This window comes from Clostridium bornimense (assembly GCF_018917145.1).
GTDB lineage: Bacteria > Bacillota > Clostridia > Clostridiales > Clostridiaceae > Clostridium_AN > Clostridium_AN bornimense_A.
In genome coordinates this window covers 1-26,491 of the sequence record NZ_JAHLOD010000047.1, presented here as the reverse complement: position 1 = coordinate 26,491, position 26,491 = coordinate 1, and the positions used below count along the sequence as shown (strand labels likewise).

General features: G+C 27.1%; 37 protein-coding genes and 1 CRISPR repeat array. Of the genes, 35 read left to right on the top strand and 2 right to left on the bottom strand.

Annotated features, from left to right (window positions below):
- The first annotated feature begins 142 nt into the window (after positions 1-142).
- The 17 genes from KQI30_RS13695 to KQI30_RS13615 all read left to right on the top strand — a co-directional run bounded on the left by KQI30_RS13695 (position 143) and on the right by KQI30_RS13615 (position 13,054).
- Positions 143-1,078 (top strand): ABC transporter ATP-binding protein, encoded by a 936-nt coding sequence (locus KQI30_RS13695; protein WP_216463907.1) that lies wholly within the window; start codon positions 143-145, stop codon positions 1,076-1,078.
- 9 nt (positions 1,079-1,087) lie between these two features.
- Entirely contained in the window at positions 1,088-2,182 is a 1,095-nt protein-coding gene (locus KQI30_RS13690) for an ABC transporter permease (protein WP_216463906.1), read from the top strand.
- Positions 2,173-3,237, top strand: a complete 1,065-nt coding sequence (locus KQI30_RS13685; RefSeq protein ID WP_216463905.1) for an ABC transporter permease — start codon at positions 2,173-2,175, stop codon at positions 3,235-3,237. The genes KQI30_RS13690 and KQI30_RS13685 overlap by 10 nt, the downstream gene beginning before the upstream one ends.
- A gap of 94 nt (positions 3,238-3,331) precedes the next feature.
- Positions 3,332-3,763: a nucleotidyltransferase domain-containing protein gene (locus KQI30_RS13680; protein WP_216463904.1), complete on the top strand. Its 432-nt coding sequence runs from the start codon at positions 3,332-3,334 to the stop codon at positions 3,761-3,763.
- A complete protein-coding gene (locus tag KQI30_RS13675; RefSeq protein ID WP_044040569.1) occupies positions 3,747-4,202 on the top strand; it encodes a HepT-like ribonuclease domain-containing protein in 456 nt (151 codons plus the stop codon). Before KQI30_RS13680 ends, KQI30_RS13675 begins: the two co-directional genes overlap by 17 nt.
- A 204-nt stretch (positions 4,203-4,406) precedes the next feature.
- Positions 4,407-4,589, top strand: coding sequence for an RNA polymerase sigma factor (locus KQI30_RS13670; RefSeq protein ID WP_216463903.1), 183 nt, complete (start codon positions 4,407-4,409; stop codon positions 4,587-4,589).
- Positions 4,579-5,106 carry a zf-HC2 domain-containing protein gene (locus KQI30_RS13665; RefSeq protein WP_216463902.1) on the top strand — a complete coding sequence of 176 codons (528 nt, stop codon included), beginning with the start codon at positions 4,579-4,581 and terminating at the stop codon, positions 5,104-5,106. Before KQI30_RS13670 ends, KQI30_RS13665 begins: the two co-directional genes overlap by 11 nt.
- Before the next feature lie 15 nt (positions 5,107-5,121).
- Complete coding sequence (locus KQI30_RS13660; protein ID WP_216463901.1) at positions 5,122-5,619, top strand: zf-HC2 domain-containing protein; 498 nt, start codon at positions 5,122-5,124, stop codon at positions 5,617-5,619.
- Between the two features lie 215 nt (positions 5,620-5,834).
- Entirely contained in the window at positions 5,835-6,323 is a 489-nt protein-coding gene (locus KQI30_RS13655) for a MarR family winged helix-turn-helix transcriptional regulator (RefSeq protein ID WP_216463900.1), read from the top strand.
- A 120-nt stretch (positions 6,324-6,443) separates the two neighbouring features.
- Positions 6,444-7,610, top strand: a complete 1,167-nt coding sequence (locus tag KQI30_RS13650) for an ArsA family ATPase (RefSeq protein WP_216463899.1) — start codon at positions 6,444-6,446, stop codon at positions 7,608-7,610.
- A gap of 8 nt (positions 7,611-7,618) precedes the next feature.
- Positions 7,619-7,831 carry a hypothetical protein gene (locus tag KQI30_RS13645; RefSeq protein WP_216463898.1) on the top strand — a complete coding sequence of 71 codons (213 nt, stop codon included), beginning with the start codon at positions 7,619-7,621 and terminating at the stop codon, positions 7,829-7,831.
- An 11-nt stretch (positions 7,832-7,842) separates the two neighbouring features.
- The gene (locus KQI30_RS13640) at positions 7,843-9,003 is read left to right on the top strand and encodes an ArsA family ATPase (RefSeq protein ID WP_216463897.1); all 1,161 of its coding nucleotides are present in this window, start codon (positions 7,843-7,845) and stop codon (positions 9,001-9,003) included.
- 75 nt (positions 9,004-9,078) lie between these two features.
- Positions 9,079-9,393 (top strand): hypothetical protein, encoded by a 315-nt coding sequence (locus tag KQI30_RS13635; RefSeq protein WP_253287510.1) that lies wholly within the window; start codon positions 9,079-9,081, stop codon positions 9,391-9,393.
- Between the two features lie 501 nt (positions 9,394-9,894).
- Positions 9,895-10,803, top strand: a complete 909-nt coding sequence (locus KQI30_RS13630) for an ABC transporter ATP-binding protein (RefSeq protein ID WP_216463896.1) — start codon at positions 9,895-9,897, stop codon at positions 10,801-10,803.
- Positions 10,796-11,527 carry a hypothetical protein gene (locus KQI30_RS13625; RefSeq protein WP_216463895.1) on the top strand — a complete coding sequence of 244 codons (732 nt, stop codon included), beginning with the start codon at positions 10,796-10,798 and terminating at the stop codon, positions 11,525-11,527. Before KQI30_RS13630 ends, KQI30_RS13625 begins: the two co-directional genes overlap by 8 nt.
- Positions 11,528-11,544: 17 nt before the next feature.
- Positions 11,545-12,252 carry an ABC transporter permease subunit gene (locus KQI30_RS13620; RefSeq protein WP_216463894.1) on the top strand — a complete coding sequence of 236 codons (708 nt, stop codon included), beginning with the start codon at positions 11,545-11,547 and terminating at the stop codon, positions 12,250-12,252.
- A 58-nt stretch (positions 12,253-12,310) separates the two neighbouring features.
- Entirely contained in the window at positions 12,311-13,054 is a 744-nt protein-coding gene (locus tag KQI30_RS13615) for an HAD family hydrolase (RefSeq protein WP_216463893.1), read from the top strand.
- Positions 13,055-13,709: 655 nt separating this feature from the next.
- Here KQI30_RS13615 and recA read toward each other — a convergent pair.
- Positions 13,710-14,702: a recombinase RecA gene (gene recA, locus KQI30_RS13610; protein ID WP_216463892.1), complete on the bottom strand. Its 993-nt coding sequence runs from the start codon at positions 14,700-14,702 to the stop codon at positions 13,710-13,712.
- A 524-nt stretch (positions 14,703-15,226) separates the two neighbouring features.
- Here recA and KQI30_RS13605 point away from each other — a divergent pair.
- The 17 genes from KQI30_RS13605 to KQI30_RS13525 all read left to right on the top strand — a co-directional run bounded on the left by KQI30_RS13605 (position 15,227) and on the right by KQI30_RS13525 (position 24,886).
- Positions 15,227-15,934, top strand: a complete 708-nt coding sequence (locus tag KQI30_RS13605) for a class I SAM-dependent methyltransferase (protein ID WP_253287509.1) — start codon at positions 15,227-15,229, stop codon at positions 15,932-15,934.
- Positions 15,935-16,273: 339 nt separating this feature from the next.
- Complete coding sequence (locus KQI30_RS13600; protein WP_216463891.1) at positions 16,274-16,567, top strand: hypothetical protein; 294 nt, start codon at positions 16,274-16,276, stop codon at positions 16,565-16,567.
- Between the two features lie 4 nt (positions 16,568-16,571).
- A complete protein-coding gene (locus KQI30_RS13595) occupies positions 16,572-16,751 on the top strand; it encodes a hypothetical protein (RefSeq protein ID WP_216463890.1) in 180 nt (59 codons plus the stop codon).
- A 39-nt stretch (positions 16,752-16,790) separates the two neighbouring features.
- Entirely contained in the window at positions 16,791-16,997 is a 207-nt protein-coding gene (locus tag KQI30_RS13590) for a hypothetical protein (protein ID WP_216463889.1), read from the top strand.
- A gap of 105 nt (positions 16,998-17,102) precedes the next feature.
- Positions 17,103-17,321: a hypothetical protein gene (locus tag KQI30_RS13585; protein WP_216463888.1), complete on the top strand. Its 219-nt coding sequence runs from the start codon at positions 17,103-17,105 to the stop codon at positions 17,319-17,321.
- Positions 17,322-17,957: 636 nt separating this feature from the next.
- Positions 17,958-19,172 carry an RNA-guided endonuclease TnpB family protein gene (locus KQI30_RS13580; RefSeq protein WP_216463887.1) on the top strand — a complete coding sequence of 405 codons (1,215 nt, stop codon included), beginning with the start codon at positions 17,958-17,960 and terminating at the stop codon, positions 19,170-19,172.
- Positions 19,173-19,482: 310 nt separating this feature from the next.
- A CRISPR array of direct repeats spans positions 19,483-19,905; the repeat unit is 29 nt; unit sequence GTTTTATATTAACTATGTGGAATGTAAAT.
- A gap of 173 nt (positions 19,906-20,078) precedes the next feature.
- Positions 20,079-20,288 (top strand): hypothetical protein, encoded by a 210-nt coding sequence (locus KQI30_RS13575; protein ID WP_216463886.1) that lies wholly within the window; start codon positions 20,079-20,081, stop codon positions 20,286-20,288.
- 19 nt (positions 20,289-20,307) lie between these two features.
- Positions 20,308-20,517 (top strand): DUF2922 domain-containing protein, encoded by a 210-nt coding sequence (locus KQI30_RS13570; RefSeq protein WP_216463885.1) that lies wholly within the window; start codon positions 20,308-20,310, stop codon positions 20,515-20,517.
- A gap of 15 nt (positions 20,518-20,532) precedes the next feature.
- Positions 20,533-20,760 (top strand): hypothetical protein, encoded by a 228-nt coding sequence (locus KQI30_RS13565; RefSeq protein WP_216463884.1) that lies wholly within the window; start codon positions 20,533-20,535, stop codon positions 20,758-20,760.
- Positions 20,761-20,820: 60 nt separating this feature from the next.
- Positions 20,821-21,036 (top strand): hypothetical protein, encoded by a 216-nt coding sequence (locus KQI30_RS13560; protein ID WP_216463883.1) that lies wholly within the window; start codon positions 20,821-20,823, stop codon positions 21,034-21,036.
- A 22-nt stretch (positions 21,037-21,058) separates the two neighbouring features.
- On the top strand, positions 21,059-21,277 hold the full coding sequence (locus tag KQI30_RS13555; protein WP_216463882.1) for a DUF2922 domain-containing protein: 219 nt from the start codon (positions 21,059-21,061) through the stop codon (positions 21,275-21,277).
- Between the two features lie 18 nt (positions 21,278-21,295).
- The gene (locus KQI30_RS13550; RefSeq protein ID WP_216463881.1) at positions 21,296-21,517 is read left to right on the top strand and encodes a hypothetical protein; all 222 of its coding nucleotides are present in this window, start codon (positions 21,296-21,298) and stop codon (positions 21,515-21,517) included.
- Positions 21,518-21,525: 8 nt separating this feature from the next.
- Positions 21,526-21,744, top strand: a complete 219-nt coding sequence (locus KQI30_RS13545; RefSeq protein ID WP_216463880.1) for a DUF2922 domain-containing protein — start codon at positions 21,526-21,528, stop codon at positions 21,742-21,744.
- Between the two features lie 55 nt (positions 21,745-21,799).
- Positions 21,800-22,018 carry a hypothetical protein gene (locus KQI30_RS13540; protein ID WP_216463879.1) on the top strand — a complete coding sequence of 73 codons (219 nt, stop codon included), beginning with the start codon at positions 21,800-21,802 and terminating at the stop codon, positions 22,016-22,018.
- Between the two features lie 91 nt (positions 22,019-22,109).
- A complete protein-coding gene (locus KQI30_RS13535) occupies positions 22,110-23,366 on the top strand; it encodes a hypothetical protein (protein ID WP_216463878.1) in 1,257 nt (418 codons plus the stop codon).
- Between the two features lie 29 nt (positions 23,367-23,395).
- Positions 23,396-24,343, top strand: a complete 948-nt coding sequence (locus KQI30_RS13530; protein ID WP_216463877.1) for a hypothetical protein — start codon at positions 23,396-23,398, stop codon at positions 24,341-24,343.
- Positions 24,344-24,703: 360 nt separating this feature from the next.
- Entirely contained in the window at positions 24,704-24,886 is a 183-nt protein-coding gene (locus KQI30_RS13525; RefSeq protein WP_216463876.1) for a hypothetical protein, read from the top strand.
- A gap of 56 nt (positions 24,887-24,942) precedes the next feature.
- On the opposite strand, the gene KQI30_RS13520 is transcribed toward KQI30_RS13525, so the two are convergent.
- The gene (locus KQI30_RS13520) at positions 24,943-25,428 is read right to left on the bottom strand and encodes a hypothetical protein (RefSeq protein WP_216463875.1); all 486 of its coding nucleotides are present in this window, start codon (positions 25,426-25,428) and stop codon (positions 24,943-24,945) included.
- 123 nt (positions 25,429-25,551) lie between these two features.
- On the opposite strand from KQI30_RS13520, the gene KQI30_RS13515 reads away from it, so the two are divergent.
- Entirely contained in the window at positions 25,552-25,710 is a 159-nt protein-coding gene (locus KQI30_RS13515; protein ID WP_216463874.1) for a hypothetical protein, read from the top strand.
- Positions 25,711-26,491: the final 781 nt, after the last annotated feature.

The following is a 26,491-nucleotide window of genomic DNA, read 5'->3' as shown; positions in this document are numbered from 1 at the left end:
GGAGATTCAATTTTAACATAGAAATCAGGGGGTCGTTGTTTTTTTATACAAAAAAACTTCTAAAACCTTGATATATAAAGATTTTTAAAGAAAGAAGTGTAAATAAACTTTACACTATCAAGATATTTTAGGGGGTAATTTTATGGCAATTATAGAAGTAGAAAACATAACAAAAAGATTTAATGATAAGCTAGTATTAGATAATGTTAGTTATAGTGTTGAGAAAGGAGAAGTTTTTGGGTTTATAGGGCCTAACGGAGCTGGAAAATCAACATTGATTAATATAATGACATCATTATTAGTACCAGATAGTGGTACAATAAAAATTTGTGGTTATGACATAATTAAGGAGCCTATAAAAGCTAAAGAATGTATAGGATATGTACCACAAGATTTATCATTGATGGAGGAAATGAATGCCTATGATAACTTAGAGTTTTTTGGTGCATTATATGGATTAAAAGGGAAAGAATTAAAGGAAAGAATAAGAGAAGCATTAAAGGTTACAGGTCTTGAGGATACTAAAAGAAAAAAAGTAAAGAAGTTTTCTGGTGGTATGAAGAGAAGGTTAAATATTGCAGTAGCGATTTTACATCATCCTAAAGTGTTAATATTAGACGAGCCAACAGTAGGAGTAGATCCACAGTCAAGGAATCATATATTTTCTTTTATACGAACTATATGTAAAGAGTGGGGTACAACAGTATTATACACATCTCATTATATGGAAGAGATTGAGGAACTTTGTAAAAGGGTATTCATAATAGATTTAGGAAAAGAAATTGCTTATGGGAATAAAGAAGAGATAAAAGCGTCATTTTCTTCAAATAATAAGATAAGAGTAGAGACAGAGGGGATTAATGGTGAAGTTTTAGTTAGACTTAAGGAAATAGATGGAGTAGAAAAAGTTTTGGAGGAAGATAATGTAGTATTCATAACAATAAATCCTAAGTTTATATTGTCTACTGCATTATCAATACTAGAAAGTAGTGGTGTTGTAATAAAAAAAATTACTTATGATGATATAAAGTTAGAAGATGTGTTTTTATCATTAACAGGAAAAACATTAAGGGATTAGGTGATGAAAATGAAAGCTTTTTATTATGTAAAATCAACACTAAAGGGTATGGTTTGCAGTATAGCAATCGTTCTATCGTATTTTATTGCTTTTCCTATTATTATGGCATGTTTTATGGGATATTTTAATAATTTGACCAATGAAAATCCTCTTAAACTTAGAGTATTAGATGTAAAGATCGTTGATGATGATAACAGTGAAATGTCTAAAAAGCTAGGAGAGATAATAAAAGGAAAAGATTTAAAGGAATTAATAAAAGTAGTTAATAAAGATCCTGATGTGGAATTAGTGATTAATAAAGGATATGAAAATAATATTCTAAATAAAAATAAAGGGAATATAACAATAAATAGAAAAACTGAAGAAAAGGAAGTTGCTACAAATACATTAAAAACGATATTAGATAGATACCATCAGAATTTATATATATCATTATCTAATGGTAATGTAGAAGATTTAGATAAGTTTTTTGATGCACAAATTATAGATAATATAAAAATAGATACAATGAAAACAAATAATATGTACGAAAAGTATGCAGCATCAATGATTGGTTTTGTAATAGTAATGTTGATAATGACAATGGTACAAGGCGCTTATAATGATAAATCTGTAAATATAGAAAACAGAGTAAATGCAGCGCCAGTGACAAAAATGCAATATCTATTTTATGATACTTTAGCAAATATTATATATATTTTTATAATAGTTGCTGCTTATGTTATATTCTTTAGAGTTACAGGATTAAGTTTTAAAGGTAATGTATTGGATTTATTGGTGCTAGTTTTAACATCAACTTTGTTAGTAGTATCTTTAACTCAAACAATAACTACGGTATTTAAATCAAAGTATGGAAAAATTATCTCGTATATTATATTTTTAATAACTTTTGCTAGTTTTGAAATGTTTTCTTTAAAAGGTAATAAGCTAACTATAATATCACCTACTCATTATTTAAATAATGCTTTTAATTTATACAACTTAAACGGAAATCTTAGTGGAGGTTGGAAGTGGATACTTATGATATTAGTTATATCTATTATTACTTATTCAATTGCTATAATAAAAGCAATTATTAGTGGGAGGCGAAAACTATGCAATTAGGAAGATTAGTTTTAATTAATATAAAGAGACAATTAAAAAATCCAGGTATACTATTAATGACAATAGTTATGCCTGTGATAATGTTACTGTTTATGAATGGAACAAGTTCAGATGAAAAATTAGAAGGAGTAGGAATAATAGATAATAGTAAGTCAAATTACTCTAAAGAAATGATTTTAGAACTTGAAAAAGAATACACCATTGATAAGTTAAGTGGACAAATAGAAGATAATTATAATCTTTTAAGAGAAAATAAACTTGGTGTGATTTATGTTATAGATAGTAATTTTCAAAAACAAATAGAAGATGGAAAAGTACCTGAAGTTAAAAGCTATACTGTTGAAACTAGTAATGGATCAATGATGGCAGAGAATATAATTAAAAATTATATATTTAATAAATTAGAAGAAAAAATATCAGAAGGATTAAGTGCAAATTCAATTAATACTGTTGTAAAAAATATAAAGGAAGAAAAAGAAACATATAAAATGACAATTATAATGTTATGTTATTTTATGATGTTAGGAGGAGGAATAGTATCTACTGAAATTATAAGACTTAAAGAACAAAAAGTACTAAGAAGAACTATTGCAACTGCTAATAAAGATGTCACTATTTTAGGAAGTTTATTTATATCATCATTTTTATTACAAGGTATATTATCAGTAGCAGGATTCATTTTTATAGCAAATATCACCAAAATTCCCGCTAATAAAATTCCAGAGGGCTCTTTTATTATTTTCCTTGGTAGCTTAATTACTACTGCTATAGTTGTAGCTGCGACAAGATGGATTAAGAACCCAGTAATTGCAAGTTTATTTACAATAATTTTTGGATTATTAGCTTTTGGTCTAGGTATGTTGGGCACAGAACTTACAGATTATGAAAATATTCCTGCATCAATAAGTAGAATAAGTATTATTTCACCATTTACGTGGTTATTAAGAATTATAAATACAAATGAGATTATAGTACCTACTTTAATTATCGTTTTAATGTCTCTTGTATTTTTTACCGCTGGAAGTTTTAGATTAAGGCAGTTTGTTAAAGAATAAGAATGGGTATTGGAAAGCTAGAAAACAAAATATTTTCTAGCTTTTTAATATGATATAATAATATTAATTTCAAAATATGTAATGGAGGTCACAGATGAACAAGGTAGAGTTTATAAATTCACTAAAAAACATTAATGGAATTGTATCAGTATGTAGATTTGGAAGTTATGGGACTAAAGAGTGGATTAGGGATAGAAGTGACATAGATTTAGCTGTGGTTGTTGGACCTAATGTTAATTTTATGGATACAGTTAATATTGAAGATGAAGTAAATACATTATGTATGAATTTTTATAAATATGATAAGATACATTTAACTTTTGTTCATTATAGTGACTTTTATAATAAATTTGCTAGGATTGCTGTAGATAGTGATGAACAATATATTGTAAATGATGATTTATGGTTTGATTTTATGCATTATGTATTAAAATATGCTAGGAATAATAGAAATTTTGAAAAGACATTAAAGATAGATGAACAATATAGCTATTTTGGAGGGATTATAGATGAGTCCATATTATAAATATAAAAAGGAAAAGTTTTTAGAAAAATATAAAAGTGCATACAACACATTAGAAGATTTAAAATATACAATAACTGAGTACAAAAGTAATAAAAATAGAATTGTTAAAAGAGCTATGTTTGCTTTTTTTCAGGATTTTTCAGAGTATATAATAGATATGTGTGAAAGTTACATTGTAATAAATAATGGAAAAATTAATAGTAGTACTTCAGCGACAAAACTTATAGAAACAGCATCAGAAATGGGCTTCTTTGATAAAAATTTAAAAAATTACTTATCTTTAGCTGTGAAACTTCGAAATAGATATACTCATGATTACTACATTAGAGAAGAATGTGAAAAGCAAATTGAGGAATTTTGCTTTAACGAACTTGCATATTTAGAGATATTTTTAGAAGAAAGTAAGGATAGTGTTGTTTTAAAGTATAAAAGTAGATAGTATGAGAATGAGTCTTTGTATATTAAACTTGTGCAAAGGCTTTTTTATTGATATTAGGATTTTGAATTTTATTATTAAGTAGCATTATAAATATAGAAATGTTTTGATATTATATTTGTATAATTATGAAAAAATTAACTGATTATTTTTAAAAATATTTTATATTTATTTTGTAACGAATTAGTAAAAAATAGGATATATATTATGGGAGGTGAAAAGTTGCAAACTATAGGTGAAATTTATAAAGAAGTTTTGTACCTCAGGTTAACAGGAGATTTAAGCTTTAAGGAAATTGGAGAAATTTTAGAAAGATCGGAAAATTGGGCGAGGGTTACATACTATAGAGGGAAGTCTAAAGTGATTAGGAGGCTAAATGATGAAAAATGAAAAAGCTTGCATAATAACTAGAGAGTTATTGCCTATATACATAGATGACATAGGAAGTGGTGAAACAAATAAATATGTTGAAGAACATTTAGAGAAATGTGATTTATGCAAAAAAGAATATAATAAAATATATAAAATTAACAATAATAAAGAGGCAAAAAATAAAGTAGATACTATTAAAAAGTTTAAAAGACAGATAATTTTAGGAATCATTTTAGTGATAGTAATTAGTAGCATATGTATAGGATTATCGATATTTTATAATAAGATAGAATTTGGATGGTCAAATATTTTTGAGAAAGAAAACTGGGTAATAATAATATTAAATATAGGTAGTTATTTAATTCCTTTATTTGCATTATTATTTTGTTGGATATGGAGAAAAGCTTCAATTGGAAGTAGCAGCTATGATATTTCAACAGGATTTTTTATATCAATATTAATATTAATGATAGCTAAGATATTAAACTTAGTTTATAACCTTACTCGATTAGCGAGTTTTTATGGATTATTATAGGGATAGAGGTGTATTATGAAAGAAGAAATTTCATGCGAAATAATAAAGGATTTATTACCTAATTATATTGATAATGTTTTAAGTAATGAAGGGAAAGAAATAGTTGAAGAGCATCTTAATAATTGTGATAGTTGCAGAAAAGAATATGAGATATTAAGATCTTCTATAGAGATAGATACAGTGGATGCTACTAAAATTAATTATTTAAAAAAGATTAATTTGAAGTTATTGATTACTATAATTTCATTATTAGTAGTGACAGTTATTTCAAGTATGTTGTTAACATTTTACACTGAATCAAATTTTGATGAAGGAATTATGACATTATTATTTTCCATGTTTGCATTTATTTTAATAATAGTAAAATTTGCACTACCATTAGTTGGATTAGTATTTTCTAGTATATATTTAAAGAATAAACGCAAAAAAATACTTATTATTCCAGTGATTTTATTTAGTATTTGGCTATTTGAATCTATATATAGCTATATTTATAATTTAATACACTATTAGTTGGTATAAGTAGTTACATCAACGGTGAATGAAACTTTCTTAAAAGAGGTAACATTAAATAGCGTGCTGAAAGAAAATGTTTTAGTATATTATGTTACACTAAAAGATTGTGAAATTACACCTAATATTTCTATAAATTTATTGACAAAAATTATACTTCGAGTATAGAATAAAAATATACTTCGGATGAAGAACTATTTAAAGGAGAACTATTTATGAATGAAATTGTGAAATTTGAAAATATATTTTTTCAATTTATAGACGAAGTTAAAGATATTATTGGAGGACATAAGTGGAAAAGTATTACTTTAGATTGTTCTAAAAATGAGTTATTAGCATTATTTTTTATTTACAGAAAAGAAATGGTGAATAATAGCGATATTGCAGAATATATAGGGGCTCCTTTGAATACGGTAACTGGCGTAATAAACAGATTAGAAAAGAAAGGTCTTGTTGAGAGAATACGTGATAGCAAGGATAAAAGAGTAGTTAATATTACCTTAACTGATACAGGCAAGGCTTTAGTTAATGAACAAAAAGATGAGATTCTTTTTTATTTTAAAAAGATTTATGAAGCATTAGATGATACTGAAAGAAGCACTTTAATTAATATTGTAGGAAAGATTTTACCGATTCTAAAAGGTGCTGATATTAAAGAAAAAAGTACATCAGGAAAGAGAATTAGAAAAATAGAAATAGAATAATGCATTATTTTACAGCACAATGTACTATTGTTGCTGTGAAATTTTGCTTATTAAAATATTATTTTTTAATAAAATACTTCGAGGTGCGAACTATTCTATTAAAGAAGTAAGGGGGTAAATATGAGTAGAATAATTATTTTTACAGGTAAGGGTGGCGTAGGAAAGACTAGTGTAGCTGCTGCTCATGCTGTGAAAGCAGCAAAAGATGGACTTAAAACACTTATAGTTAGTACAGATATGGCTCACAATTTAAGCGATTTATTTATGAGGGAATTAAATGAAGAACCAAAGGAAGTGTTAGAAAATCTTGATGGGTTAGAAATTGATCCTAATTATGAAATGAATTCAAATTATAAAAATATATCAGTTGCTTTCAAAGAATTAATACCAGATTTGGATAATGAAGATAGTGATGCGTTAGAAGATATAGTTGTGTTTCCGGGTATAGAGGAGTTATTTTCTCTTATCAAGATTAAAGATTTATATGAAAAAAATATCTATGATCTTATCATTGTTGATTGTGCACCGACGGGAGAGACATTATCACTTCTAAAGTTTCCGGAGTTATTATCTTGGTATATGGAAAAACTTTTTCCAGTTGGCAAAGTAGCACTGAAAGTTCTTAGACCAATAGGAAAAGTAGCCTTTAAGATAGATTTACCTGATAAAAAGGCATTAAGTGATATTGAAAGATTATATATTAATCTTGCTCAGTTACAAAAGTTATTAAAAAATCAAGAGATATGTAGCATAAGAATTGTTACTATTCCGGAAAAAATGGTAGTAGAAGAAACAAAGAGAAGTTATATGTATCTTAATTTATATAACTTTAATGTTGATGGTATCTATATAAATAGGATAATTCCAAGTGAAGTAAATAATAACTTTTTTGATACATGGAAACAAATACAAAAGAAATATATAGAAGAATTAGATGATGTTTTTTTCGGTATTCCAACATACAAAATCAAATGGTATGACAGTGATGTTAATGGAGTACAGGGGCTAGAGAAAGTAATAAAAGATTCTTTTGGCGATAGAAAAATATTTGATGTTTTAAAAACAACGGAAAATGAGACATTTAAAAAGGTAGATCAGGGATATTTGTTAGATTTATATATTCCTTTTATAGATAAATCTAATTTTGATTTATATCAAAGTGATACAGAAGTTATTATAAAGATAGGAAATTTTAAGAGAAATATACCTATGCCAGATGTTATTAGAAAATATTCAATTGATAGTGCAAAACTAGAGAATGAAAGGTTAAAGATTATTTTTAAGTAGGTATAATTATGAATAAAGAATTTGTAAAGAAGATGCTACAAGCTAAAAAATTGGAATATGAGGCATTAGAAGAGATATTACCTGATTGTATAAAAGAAAAAAGAAGTAGGGTAGTCTCAGATATTAAGGATATAATTAGGGACGTTATTATTGAAGATATCACAGAAGATAAAAGTACTAAGAATAGAGAAGTTAAAAAGGTAAATATAGATTTTAATTAGAGGTGTTTGTTATGAGAATTATTTTATACACTGGGAAAGGCGGAGTTGGAAAGACTAGTGTTGCAGCAGCAACAGCTTGTAAAATTGCAGAAACTGGGAAGAAAGTGCTTATCATTAGTACTGATGTAGCGCATAGTCTAAGTGATTCTTTTAATGTAAAGTTGGGTAATGTAGCTATAGAGATAGAAAAAAATCTTTATGGTATGGAAATAGATACAGTAGATGAAAATGAAAAAATATGGGGCGGTGTTAAAGATTATATTAAACAGTTAATTACAATAAAGTCTGGTGAAACTATTGAAAGTGAAGAGCTACTTGTATTTCCAGGTTTTGAGGAATTAGTATCATTGATAAAGATAAAGGAAATTAATGATGAAGGAAAATATGACGTACTAGTAGTAGATTGTGCTCCAACTGGAGAAACTATGTCACTTTTAAAATTCCCTGACCTTTTTAAATGGTGGATGGATAAGATATTTCCTATGAAGAGAAAAGGTGCAAAGATAGCAAAGCCTATAGTTGAAACTACTATTAAAGTTCCGATGCCTACAGAAGATGTTTTTGATGAAATTGAAAGTCTATATAAAAAAATAGATGATTTATATTCTATTATGCAGGATAAAAGTAAAGTATCGCTAAGAATTGTAACAACACCAGAAAAAATAGTAGTGAAGGAAGCAAAAAGAAATTTTTCATATCTACATCTTTTTAATTATAATGTGGACTCAATTATTATTAATAAGACTTTTCCAAAAGAATCAACAGAAGGATATTTTGAAAAGTGGTTAGATATTCAAGAGAGCAGTATTTGTGATATACAGGACAGCTTTAAGCCTATTCCTATATTTAAAGTAGAATTATTAGATAAAGAACTTAGAGGATATGCAACACTTCTTAAAGTAGGCAGTGCTATATATAAAGATTTAGATCCAGAGAAAATACTTTTTAACGAAAAGATTTTTGAGATTAAAAAGGAAGATGAATTATATACATTAAGTATTAAAATGCCTTTTGTAGATAAGAGGGAGTTAAAATTATTACAAAATGGTGATGAGATAAGTATTGCTATAAAAAATGAAAAAAGAAATATTACAGTACCCAAAAAGCTTCAAGGGAGAGAAGTAACTGGAGCAAGGTATGAAGAAGGAAAACTTAATATTATATTTAGTTAATAAAAATGATATGTACGTCACGTACAATTTTAGAACTATATAAGATATAATTAGTTTAATAATAGGATGTAAATAATGGAGGATAAAATGGATTGGTATTGTGCAGTTTGGAATAGTGATGAGGTTAGTGGAGTTATTGCAGCAAATAATCTGTATGAGAGGTTATGTATCGGTGATACTTCACAAGTTGGAGATATAGAAATAATAGATGAATTTTATAGTGATTTAGAAAAAATAGATGTGCCAATGGAGAAAAATAAAGGTAAAGGGTTTGTCATCATTGGTTGTGATATGGATTATGCAGAATTGCTTAATGATGCTATACAAAAATTAGCTAAGGAGCATGGACTATCTTTCTTTGAGCCACAAAATATGACTTATATTTTTTAAAATGGAATCACTTTAAGCTGAAAGACTATTATTGGTTCATATGAAGCAAATGTTCAATAATGGAGATTTATTGATGGGAATTGGCAACATTGGAAATTTGAAAAAGTAGATTAAAAAAGATTAATATTAGGGTAAGCTATTTAATAATTTAAAAGTAAGGGATTTCACAAGAAGGTGCACCTCAAATGGCAGATATATTTATCTATCATTTGGGGTGCATTTTTTATTCAAAAGGTAGAGAAATTTATCTGAAGAGGAATTTAATAAGAAGAAAGCAGAAATATTATGCAGTATATATATTTTTTCTTTACCATAATAAGAGCAGTATTTATTAAAATTTTGGAATATATGCAGTATAATTTCCAAAATGTGATATACTATAAATAGTAAATTATAACATAATATAACATAAATGTATTTTAGAAGGAGTGTAACATAAATGGTAAAAATATTGTTACTTAAAAGATATGTTATATTTTAGGTTTATTATGGAGGTATTTTATGAAAGATATTTTAAAAGTTGAAAATGTAACTAAGATTTATGGGAAAAAAACAGTATTAGATAATGTTAGTTTTTCTATTAAAGAAGGAGAAATAGTAGGTCTTGTAGGTCCTAATGGTGCTGGTAAGACTACAGTTATGAAAATAATAACTGGCTTAACACCAAAATATGAAGGTAATGTATATATTGGCAATGAGAATATTAGAAATAAATTCAAAAATAAAACTAAGACAAAAAATGTTGGCTGTATTATTGAAACACCAGGATTTTATCCAAGTTTAACAGGTGAAGAAAACTTAAAATTTTTTGCTGAATTGTCTGGTTTAGAAGATTTAAGTGAAATAGATGAAATAGTAGAAAGTTTAGGATTACAAAATGCTATGAAAAAGAAAGTAGGATCTTATTCTTTAGGAATGAGGCAAAGACTAGGTATAGCTCAATCTGTTTTAACATATCCTCCATTACTAATTTTAGATGAACCTACCAATGGTCTTGATCCTAATATTATTCCTGAGATAAGAAAATTCATAATAAATATTGCTAAAAATAAGAAAGTTGCTGTGTTGATTTCAAGTCATATACTTTCAGAACTTGAGATTATGTGTGATAAGATAGTCTTTATTCAAAAAGGGAAAATAATAACACCTGAAGATAATAATGCGTCTGAGGCAATGGTCAGAATTACAACAAGTAATATTGCAGAACTTCAAAAATTTTTGCGTAAAAATAATTACAAGTTATTTAATTTAGCTATTAATTCCGTTGAATTTAAAATAGATCCTAGTGAATTGGAGAACTTAACGAGATGTCTTGCTATAAATAAGATACCATTTTCTACTGTTGAAATACTTACAGAAAGTTTAGAAGATAAGTTCTTAAATATAATGAGAGGTGATTTAGTTGATTAAATTATCTTTTGCAATGTTTAAAAATGAAATTTTATCTAAGAAAAGTATTATGGGTATTGCTATAAGTTTTATATATTCATTACTTTGGATATTTGTTGTTAATCCGGACAAGTTTGGAATAGTAAATTTTACAGCTGAATACTTTAAATTATTATATGTTTTAATTATATATCTTTCTTTTCAATTAGTAGATTTTGATGTTAAAAATAATATCCTTATAAATTTATTTACTGGTGTTTTTAGTAGGTTACAGATTATAATATCAAAATTAATATCTTTGATATTTATGGGAATATACTTTGCTTTTATAGGAGAACTTAATAATTTATTTGTATCGATAGTATCACCAAAATCCTTTGGAATATCAAAGTTTTTAGAAATAAATCATCTTAAATTTATATTATCAATAATGTTAGTAATCTTTACTATGGGATCTTTATGTTTATTAATTTTATCTTTAAATCTGAAATCAAAAACTATAAGCACTATAACTACAATAGCATTTGGAATTATTAACTTTTTTTCTTATTCAGTAGTAACAGGAATCGAGTACCTTCATCACCCTATTACTCCAATTACTAATATTTTTATGAAGACGCCGATGTATAATACTGCAAAACTATTGATGGAATTTAACTTTTCTAATGTTGTTTTATATATAAGCTGGGGAATATTATTTTTCTTTTTATTTACAGTAATAATGAATAAAAAAGAAATTTCATAAGGGGAGGCGATAAATATATGAATAGAGTATTTAATATATTAAAACTTGAGTTAAATAAGCCTAAAAATATTAGAAATCTCTTTATCACAATTGTAGTATTTTTGATAGTTTCTTGTTTTACAAATGATATATCTAATATACCAAGTAACTTTTTAGGATACATGCCATATGTGATTATAATTTCTTCATTTTATATTTTAGGGGTAGAGTTTGAATCTAAAACAGATAAGATAGTTTTTAGTTCTAAATATACAAGAACTGAGATCTTAATATCAAAATTAGTATCAGTACTTATAAAATCAATAATAGTTGCAATAATTTTCTTAGTAGTTAATTACGCAATCAATATATACTTAAAAGTACCAATATCAAATATATTAACAATAAAACAAATAGTTAATATATTTGCTTCTACTATTCTATACGCCTTTACAATGACATGTATAATCTTTTTGGTTACTCTTGTCACTAAAAATGGTAAAGCAACAGGTGTTATAATGTATATACTATTCTTTGATCTTATGAATTCCTTGTTGGCAAATGCTTTAGGTTCATCTAGTATAAGTAAAACAACTGCTTACTTAATAGAAAATACGCCTTTTTATGCTGCCAATATGGGGGTAAAGAATGGATATTATTCTTTGACACAAGTAGTATTTATGTTAGCTTTTGGTATAGTTGCATTTTTAGCTTCAAATATATTTTTGAACAGAAAAAGTATATAGGTATTATTGCTTGAAATAAATGAATAAATATGTCAATTGGCATTGGAGATGAAATAGGATGAAAAATTATAAAGCACTTTTGTTTGATATTAATGGAACATTATGTGATTATTGGAGAGCTAGAGATTTAGCACTGAAAAAAGCTATATTTGAGATTTGGTTAGAATATACTGGGGATAAAATTGAAAGTAGTAATCTAAATACCTACATTAATTTTATAAAGAGAGTGGAAGAAGAGCTGCGTGAAAAAAAGTGCACACTTTCAGAATTAAGAAAGAAAAGATTTGAAATTTGGATCAGAGAATTTATGCCTAAAAAATTCAGTGCTAGTGAATTAGAGAAATGTGCTATTGATATAAATAAGAAATATACAAATTATACAGATATACTATTAGAACCATATCCTGATGTTTTGCCTACTTTAAGAAAAATGTATGATGAAGGGTTTATTATTATAGCTATTAGTAATGGGCCATCGAAAAATCAAATTCGAAGACTAAGGAAAATGAATTTAATTAAATATTTCAGTAATTTATATTTTAGTGAAGATATTGGTTTTAGAAAACCAGATAAGCAATTTTATGATAATGTATTTTCATCTCTGGAGATAGAAAAAGAATTTTGTTTGGCTATTGGAGATGATTTGATTGATGATATACAGGGGGCGAGAAATTATGGCCTCGATGCAGTTTGGGTTAATCGAAAAGGGAATAAGAATTATTTTAATAAAGAAGATTATTTCTTTAGTGAAGTTAATACATTAGAAGAAGTTTGTTCATTGATTGAAAGAAAGAATAATTAAAAATAGTGAAGCTTTAGAAAATCTAATACCCTTGTAGGCAAATAATCTTCCTGATAATTTAAAAATTAAATAATCTTGAACTTCTTTGACTTTGTCATCTGTAATACCAATATGAATATTCCTTAAAGCATCCCAAATATCTTGTTTAACTTTTTCATCTATACAACGTAAAGGAATTATATTTACAGCTACAATCCCTTCATAATTATACAGAAGAAATAAAATATACAATACCGTTAGAAATATTTAAAAACATAGAAAGACAATATACAGATTCACGATATATCTTATTAAGTTTGGGATATGATACAAAGTTTCTTATTCCTAAAGATGCTCTGGGGGATTATAATTTCTTTGAATAAATCAATAGTTGAGTACCTTAAAGATGATAATTCCATACGGAGTGTTAGCAGAAATTGATTGTAATAATAAGATATTTTCTATATTAGAAGCAGGAGTATCATAAGCAATTATAAATGTATAAATATACTACGTTTATAATACAATTATTAATTTGGGGGCATATGCCCCATTTTTTATGAGCTCCTCAAATATTTCTTTGTATATATTATATGTAACGGTAAAATCAAATTCTACATACTTTGTGATAAAGAATCCATATGGATAAAGAAAGAAAATGTTATATATATTTTAACTAGCACAAGTTATAGTATTCCCTTATACTTTTTTCAAGCTCTTCCATAATATCTAGATTGTTTCTTAGGTATTCTTTTACATTTTCTCTTCCTTGACCAATTCTTTCATTATTATATATATACCAAGCACCACTTTTGTCCACCTTGCCAATTTTCACTGCTAAATCAAGAATATCACCCTCTTTTGATATGCCTTGTCCAAAAACTATATCAAACTCTGCTTCTTTGAAAGGAGGTGCCACTTTATTTTTTACGACTCTAACTCTTGTGCGATTTCCAATTGCTTCTTCACCTTTCTTTATGGTTTCAATTCTTCTAACATCCAAACGGACTGAAGCATAATATTTTAAAGCACGACCTCCTGTTGTCGTTTCTGGATTACCAAACATTATTCCAATTTTTTCTCTTAATTGATTAATAAACACAACAATACAATTTGATTTACTTATTATATGCGTTAATTTTCTTAAGGCTTGAGACATTAATCTAGCTTGTAATCCTATATGGCTATCACCCATTTCACCTTCAATTTCTTGCTTTGGCACTAAAGCTGCTACTGAATCAATTACAATAATATCAATAGCATTAGATGCAATCATTGTCTCTGTAATTTCTAATGCTTCATTTCCATTATCGGGTTGAGAAATATATAATTCATTAAGATTCACACCAATATTTTTCGCATATAAAGGATCTAGTGCATTTTCTACATCAATAAATGCTGCTATACCTCCCTTTTTTTGAACTTCTGCGATGATATTCAAAGCAATTGTTGTCTTACCACTTGATTCTGGTCCATAAACTTCAATAATACGACCTTTAGGAACACCGCCCACACCTAATGCAATATCTAAGCTAATAGAACTAGTAGAAATACTTTCGATAGAGCTGTCATGAGCAGAATCTCCAAGCATTATAATAGAACCTTTTCCATTGTCACGTTCTATTTTTGTAATTATATCTTTTAACATTTTTAATTTATCGTCATCCATTGACCTACTCCCCCTATATGTTTTTCTAATATATTAATAAGTTTCGTTGATTTCTATAAATAAGATTTCTGTGATTAATTACAGTAAACGTTTTCTTGTACATTCACGAAATAATAGCTATATTCATTTTAGCAAAATAAAATTTTTTTCGTAAGAAAAATTTAAAACAAAAGATGAATTGTTGTGGATTGAGACAGCACTAATTGGAGAAAAATCTACTATTTTTGTATCTGAAAATCATAAGAGTATCAATTATAGTAAATAATAGTTAGTTTTTTTCAAATCATTTTCCTTTTTAGATAGAAGAATGGTCTTTAATGATCATTCTTTTTTGCTACATAGGAATAATTGTATTTCTAATATAGGTGCTATATAATGGTATATATTAGGAAAACTATAATATAAAAATGAGATAAAAAGTAGCTGTGATAAAGCCTACATATGAGATTAGTGATTTTCAAATGTTTTATTAGGCTTATTTTTTGGCGAGATGTTAGTAGGAGCATATGTGGTAGGATGCAGTTTTGCAAAACACTAAATTAGAATTTGGAGGAACAATTATGAATATAGATGAGCAATTTAATCTTATTGCTAAGGAATATGATGTTAATCGCAAAAGATTTATACCATGTTTTGATGATTTTTATGAAGAAACAACGCATTTTGTAACATCAAATATTACTGAACCAAAAAGAATATTGGATTTAGGTGCTGGAACGGGGCTTTTATCGACTTTCTGGTATAAGTACTTTCCAAAATCGGAATATGTTCTTATAGATATCGCTGAAGAAATGTTAGATGTTGCAAGAAAACGATTTGCTGGTTTGAAGAATGTATCCTACCAAATCTTGGATTATTCTCAAAGGTTACCTAAAGGTGAATTTGATGTTATTACTTCTGCATTATCGATTCATCATTTGGAACACAGGGATAAAAAGGAATTGTTCTCACGTATTTATGATAAACTTCCTAAAGGTGGTCTGTTTATCAATTACGATCAATTCTGTGCTGGTTCAATGGAAATGAATATATGGTTTGATTCATTTTGGGAAAATCAATTAAGAGAAAGTGGTCTTTCTAAAGTTGATTTAGAACGATGGCAGGAACGGAGAAAACTTGATAGAGAATGTTCTGTTGAAGATGAAATTGGGATGCTTCAAAAGAGTAATTTCCGAGAAGTAAAATGTATTTATTCAAATCAGAAATTCTCTGTTATTGTTGCAATAAAATAAATTACAACAAAGGAGGGCACTGAATTTTCACTGCCGAAAAATTTAAATCATTTTTGTCTTGGTCGTTATGATTATATTATGAGTTTGTATATTTTTTTAGTAATCACTTAAAAGAAGTCAAAGATGGCATTCCTTTTGGGATGGTCTTTGACTTCCTTTATTTTATGTGAAGCTTTTAGATTGCCTCCAGGAAGCTTAGAATAGTATGTTTACTGAGAAGTTTGTCTTTATCAGCGTGTGTAGAAAAGTGTGTAAAACTTTTATCAAGTTTATGTTTAAAATTTGTGTATGTGGCAAGAATTATAGACAGATAAGAACAAGATAAAAGGAGAGAATTATATGAGAAGAGAAATTAAGGGAGAAGTATTTGATACAGAGAAGGATAAATTAATATATGAAACATGGAAAAATAATAATCTTAGTGCTAATTATGAATTTGAAATTTTATATAAAAATGCTACTGGTGCATATTATATATACGAAGGTGGCGGACCAAAAACAAGGTTTGCTGAAAAGTTAGGGAATATAGTTACTGTTGGAAGTTCTAGAATTAGACCTGTTAGTGATATAGATGCAGAGATTTGGTGCCTTGAAAAGGTGTTACCATGTGAATTACTAGAAAGGGAGGCTTAAATATATGGGAAGACTTAATAAAGGTGAAGAAAAGCATGTACATTTTATAACTGATTTAGAGCTATACAAAAACTTTGAGGCAATAGTAAATGATGAAGGAAAAACAGTAAGTGCAGCAATAAGAGAATACATGATGAAGGTAGTTAGGAGAAATAAAAATGCTAAAGAGAGAAGAAATATTTAATTTTGTAATTAAGCTAACGGGATATATGGAGGAATAATTATGTGTTTGCCTATAGAAGACATTAAAATAAATAAGGCACAGGAGGAATTCTTACAATATAGAGATGATGTTAATTATAAGACTATGGCTATTATATTGTATATAGAAAAATTAAAGGATAATAAAGATGTTTTAAAGGAATTAAAAAATATTAAAACTCTTCGTGATTTTGAATATAGATTAATTGAGCTATGCCTTGAAAAATAAAGGTTTAGCTTTATTTTTTTACTTAAATTGTGTTTAAAAATATGTACATTGGGAAGAATATTAATAGGGGGAAATAGTTGATTTATAAGGAGCAGAAATAAACAAATGGAAAAGAAAAAAGATTTGAAAAGAATTCCTTTTTATAAATATCTATTTATAAAAAATAAGTTACCTAACAATCCTACTATTGATATGATAGAAGGATTATATCAAGCCTATGGCACAGAATATGTTAAGTATTGTAAGGCGGTAGGTTTTCAATATCAAAACATTGAAGGAGTAATAAAACGTGCTTTATATTGTATAGAAAAAGGGATTAGTTAATCCCTTTTTTAATCTTAATTAAGTTGATTTAACCACTTAAAGTATAATTTCAATACCTAAAGTTGGACAAGCTATATGCAGACCTTTTGGCTCCTGCAAAAGAACCATAAAAAAGCTATCTTTGCAAACTGCACCAGAGCTATGACCCCTTGCAAAGATGGATTTTTTTATTGGTAAAATGAGCTGCCAAAAGGATGTATGAGAAAGCTGTAATTTTGTATGGTATTACAAAAATGTAGTTGTTGGATAAAAAGTACTTGAAAAGTATGAAAATAGGGTAATTAAGATTTAGAGGCAAGAAATCAGAAAAGTTAGGTTTGAATAGTGAATATATGGTAAATAAATTTCGCAAAATAATAGTTTTGCGAAATTATTAGGGGTATTTTTTAATATATTCAATACTTTGTAGGGGTGATTTAAGTAGCAATAATTTTTATGTTTATAGAAGATACTGTTGTCAAAATGAAATATAAGATAATTTAATCTTGCAAATAATAGATTAAAAGATAAATAAGTTTATGGGAAAAAGTTTAATAGTTATAGAATTAAAGTATAAAATGGAAATTAGCAAATTATTTGATAAATATAATAAAATATGTATAATTATTGATAAGAGTATATTCGTGAGAGGTTATAATGAATACTGTAAGAAAAATAAAAATAATAATAAATAACGGTGATGATGAAATAAGGAAAAGTCAATATCAATTTATTAGAAATGCTATGTATGCACAATATCAAGGCTTAAATAGATGTATGGGTTATTTGATGAGTGGATATTATGCAAATAATATGGATATAAAATCTCAGGGATTTAAGGATCATCAAAAAACAATTACTAATAGCTTATATATATTTAATGATATAGAGTTTGGTAAAGGTATAGATAGTAAAAGTTCTATAACACAAAAAGTTAAGAAAGACTTTTCTACTGCTTTAAAAAATGGTTTAGCTAAAGGTGAGAGAACTGTAACTAATTATAAAAGGTCATTTCCATTGATGACTCGTGGGAGAGATTTAAAGTTTTCATATGGAGATAATGATGAAATTTTAATAAACTGGGTTAATAAAATACAATTTAAGGCTATAACGGGAAATAGTAAAAATTCAATAGAATTAGAACACACTTTACATAAAATAATAAATGGTGATTATAAAGTTGGGCAAAGCTCATTAACTTTTAATAAGAAAAATGAATTGATATTAATTTTGACAATAGCTATACCAGAAGTAAAAGGTGATGAATATAAACCAGTAGCAAATAGAACTTTAGGTGTAGATTTAGGACTAGCTTTTCCTGTATATATGGCGTTAAATGATATTACTTATATTAGAAAATCTCTTGGAAGCTATAATGAGTTTGCAAAACAAAAGTTACAATATAAAGCTAGAAGAGAAAGACTTTATAAACAATTGGATTCTGTAAAAGGCGGAAAAGGTAGAAAAGATAAATTAAAAGCTTTGGATCAATTTAAGGAAAAGGAAAAGAACTTTGCTAAAACTTATAATCATTTTTTAAGTAAGAAGATAGTATTGTTTGCAATAAAGAATCAATGCGAATATATAAATTTAGAAAAGATAGATAGTAGTGGGTTAGAAAATAGGGTATTAGGATTATGGACTTATTATGACTTGCAAAAGGATATAGAATATAAAGCTAAATTAGCTGGAATAAAAGTTAGATATGTAAAGGCTGCATATACAAGTCAAAGGTGTAGTAGATGTGGAGACATAGAAAAAGAGAATAGACAGGAACAATCCAAATTTGTATGTAAAAAATGTGGATTAGATATTAATGCAGATTATAATGCTAGTATAAATATAGCTCAATCAACTGAATTTATTAAATAAAATAAATTACGGTATATTTAGATGCCGAAGGGTGAGGGAATGGATAAAATACATAAGGTTTTTACCAAATATGCCCCATTACCACTCACTAAGGGTTAGCCTAGGTGTTATGTTACCGCCTAGCATTCTAAGATAGTTAAAAAATAAATTTGCAGTAGATGATCTTTTATAATTTAAGAGTTAAAACATAGTTATATCAATGGATAAGGCTATATTTACAGTAAATCAATAAAATCTTACTGGAGGTTTACTGCAAAATATAGCTTTGAAATGATAATGAAGTGGCTATTCTGCTGAGTTTGTAAACGGGGTTTTATATTAACTATGTGGAATGTAAATTCATATCATTTGCAGCAGAACTGAAACCAGTATTCATGTTTTATATTAACTATGTGGAATGTAAATTTCTAAGAATACAAATAAGCCAATAAGTAGTAAGAAGAGTTTTATATTAACTATGTGGAATGTAAATTTATACTTACCAGTTTGTTAATAGAAAACTCTAAAGGTTTTATATTAACTATGTGGAATGTAAATATTACAAATGTATATGTATCTAGTCCACTTATAGATGTTTTATATTAACTATGTGGAATGTAAATATGGAGAAAAGACACTACAAACTTAATTAATAAAATGTTTTATATTAACTATGTGGAATGTAAATATCATGTCTCCCCGAAATAGTCAAAAAACATGTAAAAGTTTTATATTAACTATTTGGAATATAAATTGAGCTATAAAATAAATTTTTGATTATGTATTTTAAGATTTTACTGTTAATGAAATAAAAAACGATTAAAAAGAAAGTTAAAAATAATTATAATGCTTTGAAAAAGCTAACTAAGATATAGTTATATATTTTAGTTAGCTTTTTTGCATATAGAAAACTAGGAGGTGAGGAATATGGCCACAGCTATAGTTTTAAACAGCACTATTAATCTTAAATATGCAATAGAAAAGGATGGAGCCACTAAGATTAAGTCTATGACTTTATCAGGGCTTGGTGAAAATGCTGATATTAACAGTATTAAGAAAACTGTTGATGCGATTTCTATGTTGCAGGTAGGTGAGCAAGTGGAGGTTAATCGTGTTAAGAATAGTTTTTTATATTAGTTTAAGGGGGTAGGGTACTTTGAATAATGTTCTTGTACTTAGTTTTATTGTAGAAGATGGCAGCAAGTTTAATATTAGAATAACGGATCCAAAGATGAATCTTAGTGAAGATGAGATTAGAGATGCTATGGAGATCATTAAGGATGAGAGTTCTAATGTTTTTAAGAAAAGAATAGTTGCTTTTAATGGGGCGGAGTTTATTGAAACAGTAACTAATAATTTATTTTAAAAAGGGGTGAGTTTATTGGCAGTTGAAGAAAGGTTTAAAGGTCTTCAGGGGAAGGTTAGTTTTCAGGTTTATAATGATGAGAGTGGTGACTATGACAAAGTTTCTATGAAGGCTATTGATATGAAGGAAGGTACTTCTAATGATGATATTTTAAGTGTACTGAGAGCTGTTGGTGATTTAAGTGAAGATATAGCTGCAGATTTTAGGCGAATAGATACTACATATATAGAAGGTGATATATGATGATACATTTTTTAAATGGTGCATATAGAATTAATGTAAACAGGGTGGGAGGTGAGTACTATGGCAGATTTTCTTAGAGTAGGTAGGTCTTTATCTGTAAAGTATGATCTAGAAGAGAATGAAAAGGTAGTTACCAAGACCCAGAGTTTACCGAACTTGAAGGCAGATGCATCGCTGGAGGGTATTAAAAGGGAGATGGATGCTTTGAAGAATATTCAAGGTGGATCTCAAAAACAAATCTTAATTGGGTATGAGGATTTGATTTTGAAGTATTAAAAATTTAGGGAGGAAATAAATTATGGCTAAAACATTACAAATGTCATTTATCACAGCAGCTGGATCAAAGGTATCTATGAATGTACCAAATCCTAAAGATAGTATAACTGAGGAAGAAGTTAAGACTTTTATGAATCTAGTTAAGGATAAGAACATCGTAGAAACTAAAGGTGGAGATATTATCGCCATCGACAGTGCAAAAATCGTTGAAACTAGCACAACTTCATTAAATGTATTATAGGATAGGGGGAAATAGAATATGGCAGCAGTATTAAAGAAAAATGAAAGAAACTGTACAGCTTCTTTTGCTAGAGAAGAAAACGGAAAGACTGTTACTGATAAAGTTAAGACACCTACACTTAAGTTAGACAGTTCTGCTGATGATATCGATGCAGTTATCACTGGTCTTGAAGTTTTAAAAGAAGGAACTAGATCACAAGTAGCTGTAGCGGATACTAATATATTAGAACAACAAGCTTAGGATAGAATATGAGTAGCAGCTTAGTAATATCAGTAATAACTGAAACTGGCGTTATTAATTCAGTAACTATTGCTAATCCTAAAGATGATATCACATCTGATGAAGTAAAAGCATTTGCAGCAGTGATGGAAAGAGAAAAGTTACATACTTTCAAAGGTGGAGATATAGCTAAAGTTAAAGGAGCTAAGATAGTTACTAAGAATAAAAAGAAGTTTTCAATATATTAAATAGTAAGGATGGTAGAATTTCTATCATCCTTTTTTAGAAGGGAGAAATTAAGATATGGAATTAAGTGAAAAAACAATAAGTACAGCTTGTAATATAACTAAAGGTTATGAGGATGATAACGGAAAGGATGTTAGTTATAACATAACAATACCAAACCTAAAAGAAGATACTAGTGCAGAGGATATGGTTGATATTTCTGATGCTATTGATGATCTTACAGTGGGAAGTTTAAGTAGAACTGCTAGGAAGCAGAATAAGGAGTTAGTTGGGTAAAGAAGATCTCTCACGGGTGTGGGGGATTCTTTTATTTACAATTTATGTTATAGTGAGAATAAGGGAAAAAGTATAAATAGAAGGTGAGTTTATGAATAAAGATAGTTGGTATTTTTATTTTGATGAATCATTTCATGATAGAAAAATTACTGTTAAGGAAAATAATATAAATATTTATTCAGATACTTTTAGTGATATGTATGTTGGAGTATTTTCAGGATTTAAAAAGCAAGATGAAGATAGTATCACTGCACAATATCTAGATTTTGAAAAAAAGTATAAAGGTATTTATGGATTAAGTGAAGCTAAAGAACTAAAAGGTACGCGTATAAATAAAAAGAACTTTAAATATGGTATTCAAACATTTAATAAAAATGCATTAGAGTTTTATAATGAATTTTTTAATTTTTTAAAAGATAAAAATATAATTTTTCATATAAGCATGTTTAGTAAAACAGAGTTTTTGATAACTAGCGCTTTTAAAAATTTATGTATTTCACCAGGTATCCGTATTAATAATGAAGCATTTATTTATAGTTTAATTAAGTTTTTATTTGTATATAGAGATGTTAATTTTTTAAAAAAATTTTTTTATGGAGACAATGAGTTTAAGTCATTGGATATTATTAATTATTTAAAGGATCTTCTAAGAAAAGTAATTAGTAATTCTAATGGGATTCCGAGAAAAATGAAAGAAAGAGAAGCATTAATACAATTATTATACATATTAGATAATTCAAAGATATATGGAATACAAAACGAATATTTCTGGGATCATAGTAAAGTCTTTAAGGGATTTAATTCATTGTTAGAAGAGATGCATGTAAATGAGAATAACATAAGTTTATTGGTGGATAAAGGAAGTGATATTTATGATAGTTCTAAGTCTTATAATTATAAACTTGTTAATGAATTAGATTCAAGAGATAGTGTAGGAATAAGAATTTCAGATATATTAAGCAATTTTATTGGTAGAATTGTACTACAATTAGATGAAGATTTACGAGAAGAAGAGATTAAAAATCTGAATACATTAAATACATTTGATTATAAAACTAAAAAGATTCTTAATCCAAAATGGTTTGAAATTAATCAAAATAAGTTTATTTTATATAAAAACATAAGTTGTTTTTTTAAAAGTAAGTGTAAGTACTTTTCTTCTATTTACACAGGCGTATATTTTGATTATACTACGTTATTTCTTTATTTAATAAATTATATTGGTGATACATATTCTACATATACTGAATTTAAAACAATAGATTCAAATAAACATTCAGAAAGATTTAATGATTATTGTATAATAAATATGCTAGAGCGATATAAAAACTTAGGATTTAATAGATAAAGTGTGTAAAATAATAGGGGGAAAAGGAAATGGGTGAGATTAGACCACTATCAACATTAGTAATTAAGGATTTAATGTTTGAAACATTAAAGGATAAGGAGTTTGCTTTGAGTAAAACAGAGCATTCATTTGAAGAAGGGGCAGCAGAAGATACTTTATATTGGATTATGGAATTGAAAGCAATAGATAAAGGCTTAATAGAAGAAAATAGGGAGGTACAGGAATCAGCATGGTATGCTACAAGGATGTTGGTAACTGAATATTCAAGTAATTTTAGGATAGAAGAAGTAGAAAGGATGAATGAAGCTTTTTATTTGTTTTTAAATAGAGGAATAATTGCACCAGGTGTGCATGGATTAAGCAGTGCGTTGCCATTTTTTCATATAACTGATCATGGAAAGAAGTGTATTGAAGAAAAAGATATTTTACCATATGATATTGATGGGTTTACAAAAAAAATAAAGTCTATTAATAATATTGATGAGTGGGTAGAATTTTATTTGTTAGAAGCATTAAAATGTTATAATGCTAATTGTTATAATGCTACAACAGTTATGATTGGTTTAACATCAGAAAAGTTAATTGAATTATTAATTGAATCAATATCTAACTTATTGGCAAGAAAAATATACAAGTACAAAGATAATTCAAAAAAAGGACTTGATTTAAAAAAAGACTTTGATTCTGAAATAGATAATAAAAAAAATATTTCGCAAAAATTTACTTTTATTGAAGATTTCATTATAAAGGTAATAGATATTAATGCAAAAAAAGAAATTGAGAATGTATTAAATAGAAATATTGATAAACCGGCAAGAAGTTCTTTTGTTAACTTTATAAGACTTAATAGAAACGAAGTAAGTCACTGTGCAGATATAAAAAAGGATGCTACAGAAACTATGCTGTTATTCATATCTTTTCTAAAATATTGCGAGAAGATGAGTAATGCTATTAACGATATTAATAATATTAAATAGAGTTTTAAAGATATTATAAAAGGTAGTAACAAGAATATTTTTTTGAGTGGTTGCAAAAAATTCTGTAAATAGCTTTCTATGATAATCATTTTCAAGGTATGAGTACTACAAGTAATTATACTTTAATTACAATATAATAAATAAAGATATGTTGATTGTAGTTACAAGGTTGTAGTATTGTAATAAATGTATATATAGGAAATAAAGTTTTCAGGGACAATTGCAAATATAAATGATCAGTATAAAAGATTAAGGTTTATAGAATAAGAATATGAGTATAAAAAAGTAGTTAAAATCACGAGATATTAGAAGAGTTGCTTCGGAAGAGTTTGTTAATAAAAACAAGAAAGGAGAAGAATAATGGATATGAATAAAACATTATTAGAAAGGTTTAAGGAAGAATATGAAGGTACTAGTGATTTTAGAGTAGTTGATAGTAATATTGATATAAATGGTAACTTAACTGTAACTGTAAGATATAACGATTCTGAAATGTGGCTACATGTTAAAGAAAATGAAAAAGGTGAAATTATTTGGTGGTAACAGTATAGAATCCTATTAGAAAAGGGTTTTAATAAGAGATAAAAATTACGATATTTTTATTTTTTTAATAAAATCGTATTACAATTCATGCAATAAACTCTACCGTTAACAGGCTGAAAATGCCTGTTATTTTCTTTTACAATGAAGTTTTTTTTAAGATCCTTTATAACAATATTAACAATCTCTTTGTAATCCCTATCAGATATATTTATAGTCTCATTATTAGCTACTAATTTATTCAGTTCATTAGTAATAAAGGTACGTAGATTAATTCCAAAGAAACCATGGGTGGCTATATGTATTTTAGCATTATTAGCTATAGTAACTGCTATTACATGACCTTGGTTTACTAACAAGTAAGGTAATTGATAACCTTTTTTTATAGTTATGGCACCATCTTCATAAGTAACTTCTACCTTTCTAAAACTTTCACTGATTCCTAATAAGCGGAGCCAGTTAGTAGGTAGAACTAACCTTCCTGTTTGTTGAGTACTCTTCCCATTTTGGCAAAAGCTTATGTTTAGATTTCTTGTTTCTTTCATGATATTCTCCTTGATATAAAAATTTAAAGTTACGTGACGTAATATTTTATTTATCTTATATGCAAGAAAATAATTTAATATCATATTAGTTAACATAATCATATTTATGAAATGTAAACTAATATGATATTATTAATAGCTATTATGTGTTTATGTATATATCAAATAGTAACTAGCATTAAGAAATATAAAGAAGATCTTAAGGAAGCAGAAGTGAATTCTTATATTAAACTATGCTATTTAATAAAAAATAAAGAAAAAGATAATGATAAGACTATATAAGATAAAACTCCTTCGTTAAATTTTGTGCTCAAAATGTATCGAAGGAGTTTTATGATAGACAAGCCCCTATTATGAAAAAATAAGATTATGTTAAATATTAAATATATAAGAATAGGCTTGTCTATCATTTCATATATGTCCACCTATATAGAATCCTTAGTGGGCGGAGGGTGGGTGGACACTTGGATTGTATATAGGTGGACAGCACTCTAGAGAGCACTACCCAAGAAACCTGCTCCACCGGGTACCATTATAAAGGACAAGCTGTTGCGTGTAGATGTTAGGATAAATAGGGTTGGAGCTTGCCGGAAAACCTATTTATTCTTACATATACTAACTAATCAGCATGTACTTTTTAGGGTGGTGGGAATAGCAGCAAAAGGAGATTGGTCTTTAGAATATAGGTATATAGTAATAGTATCAATTAATAACTTAATATAAAATATATAAACTTATAAATATATAAATTTAACTACTTATTTGTATAATTATATATTTATAAAAAATATTATTTATAAGGAATTATATAAATATATTTATATACAAATAAGAAAATATACTTATAAAAAAATAATCAAAAATATCATTAGAATAATTGTAATTACTTTATTTTTTATTTGCTTTTCTGTAGCTTTCGGCAATAGCAGGACCTACAAAGCCTAACTTAAAAGCTCTGCTATTGCGGTAAGGGTCAGAAAAGCTTCCTTGGATGTTTCTATTTGATTTGTCTTAAAAGGAATACCCCTAGCTTCAGCAAATGAAATAAGAAACAGCCCTATTA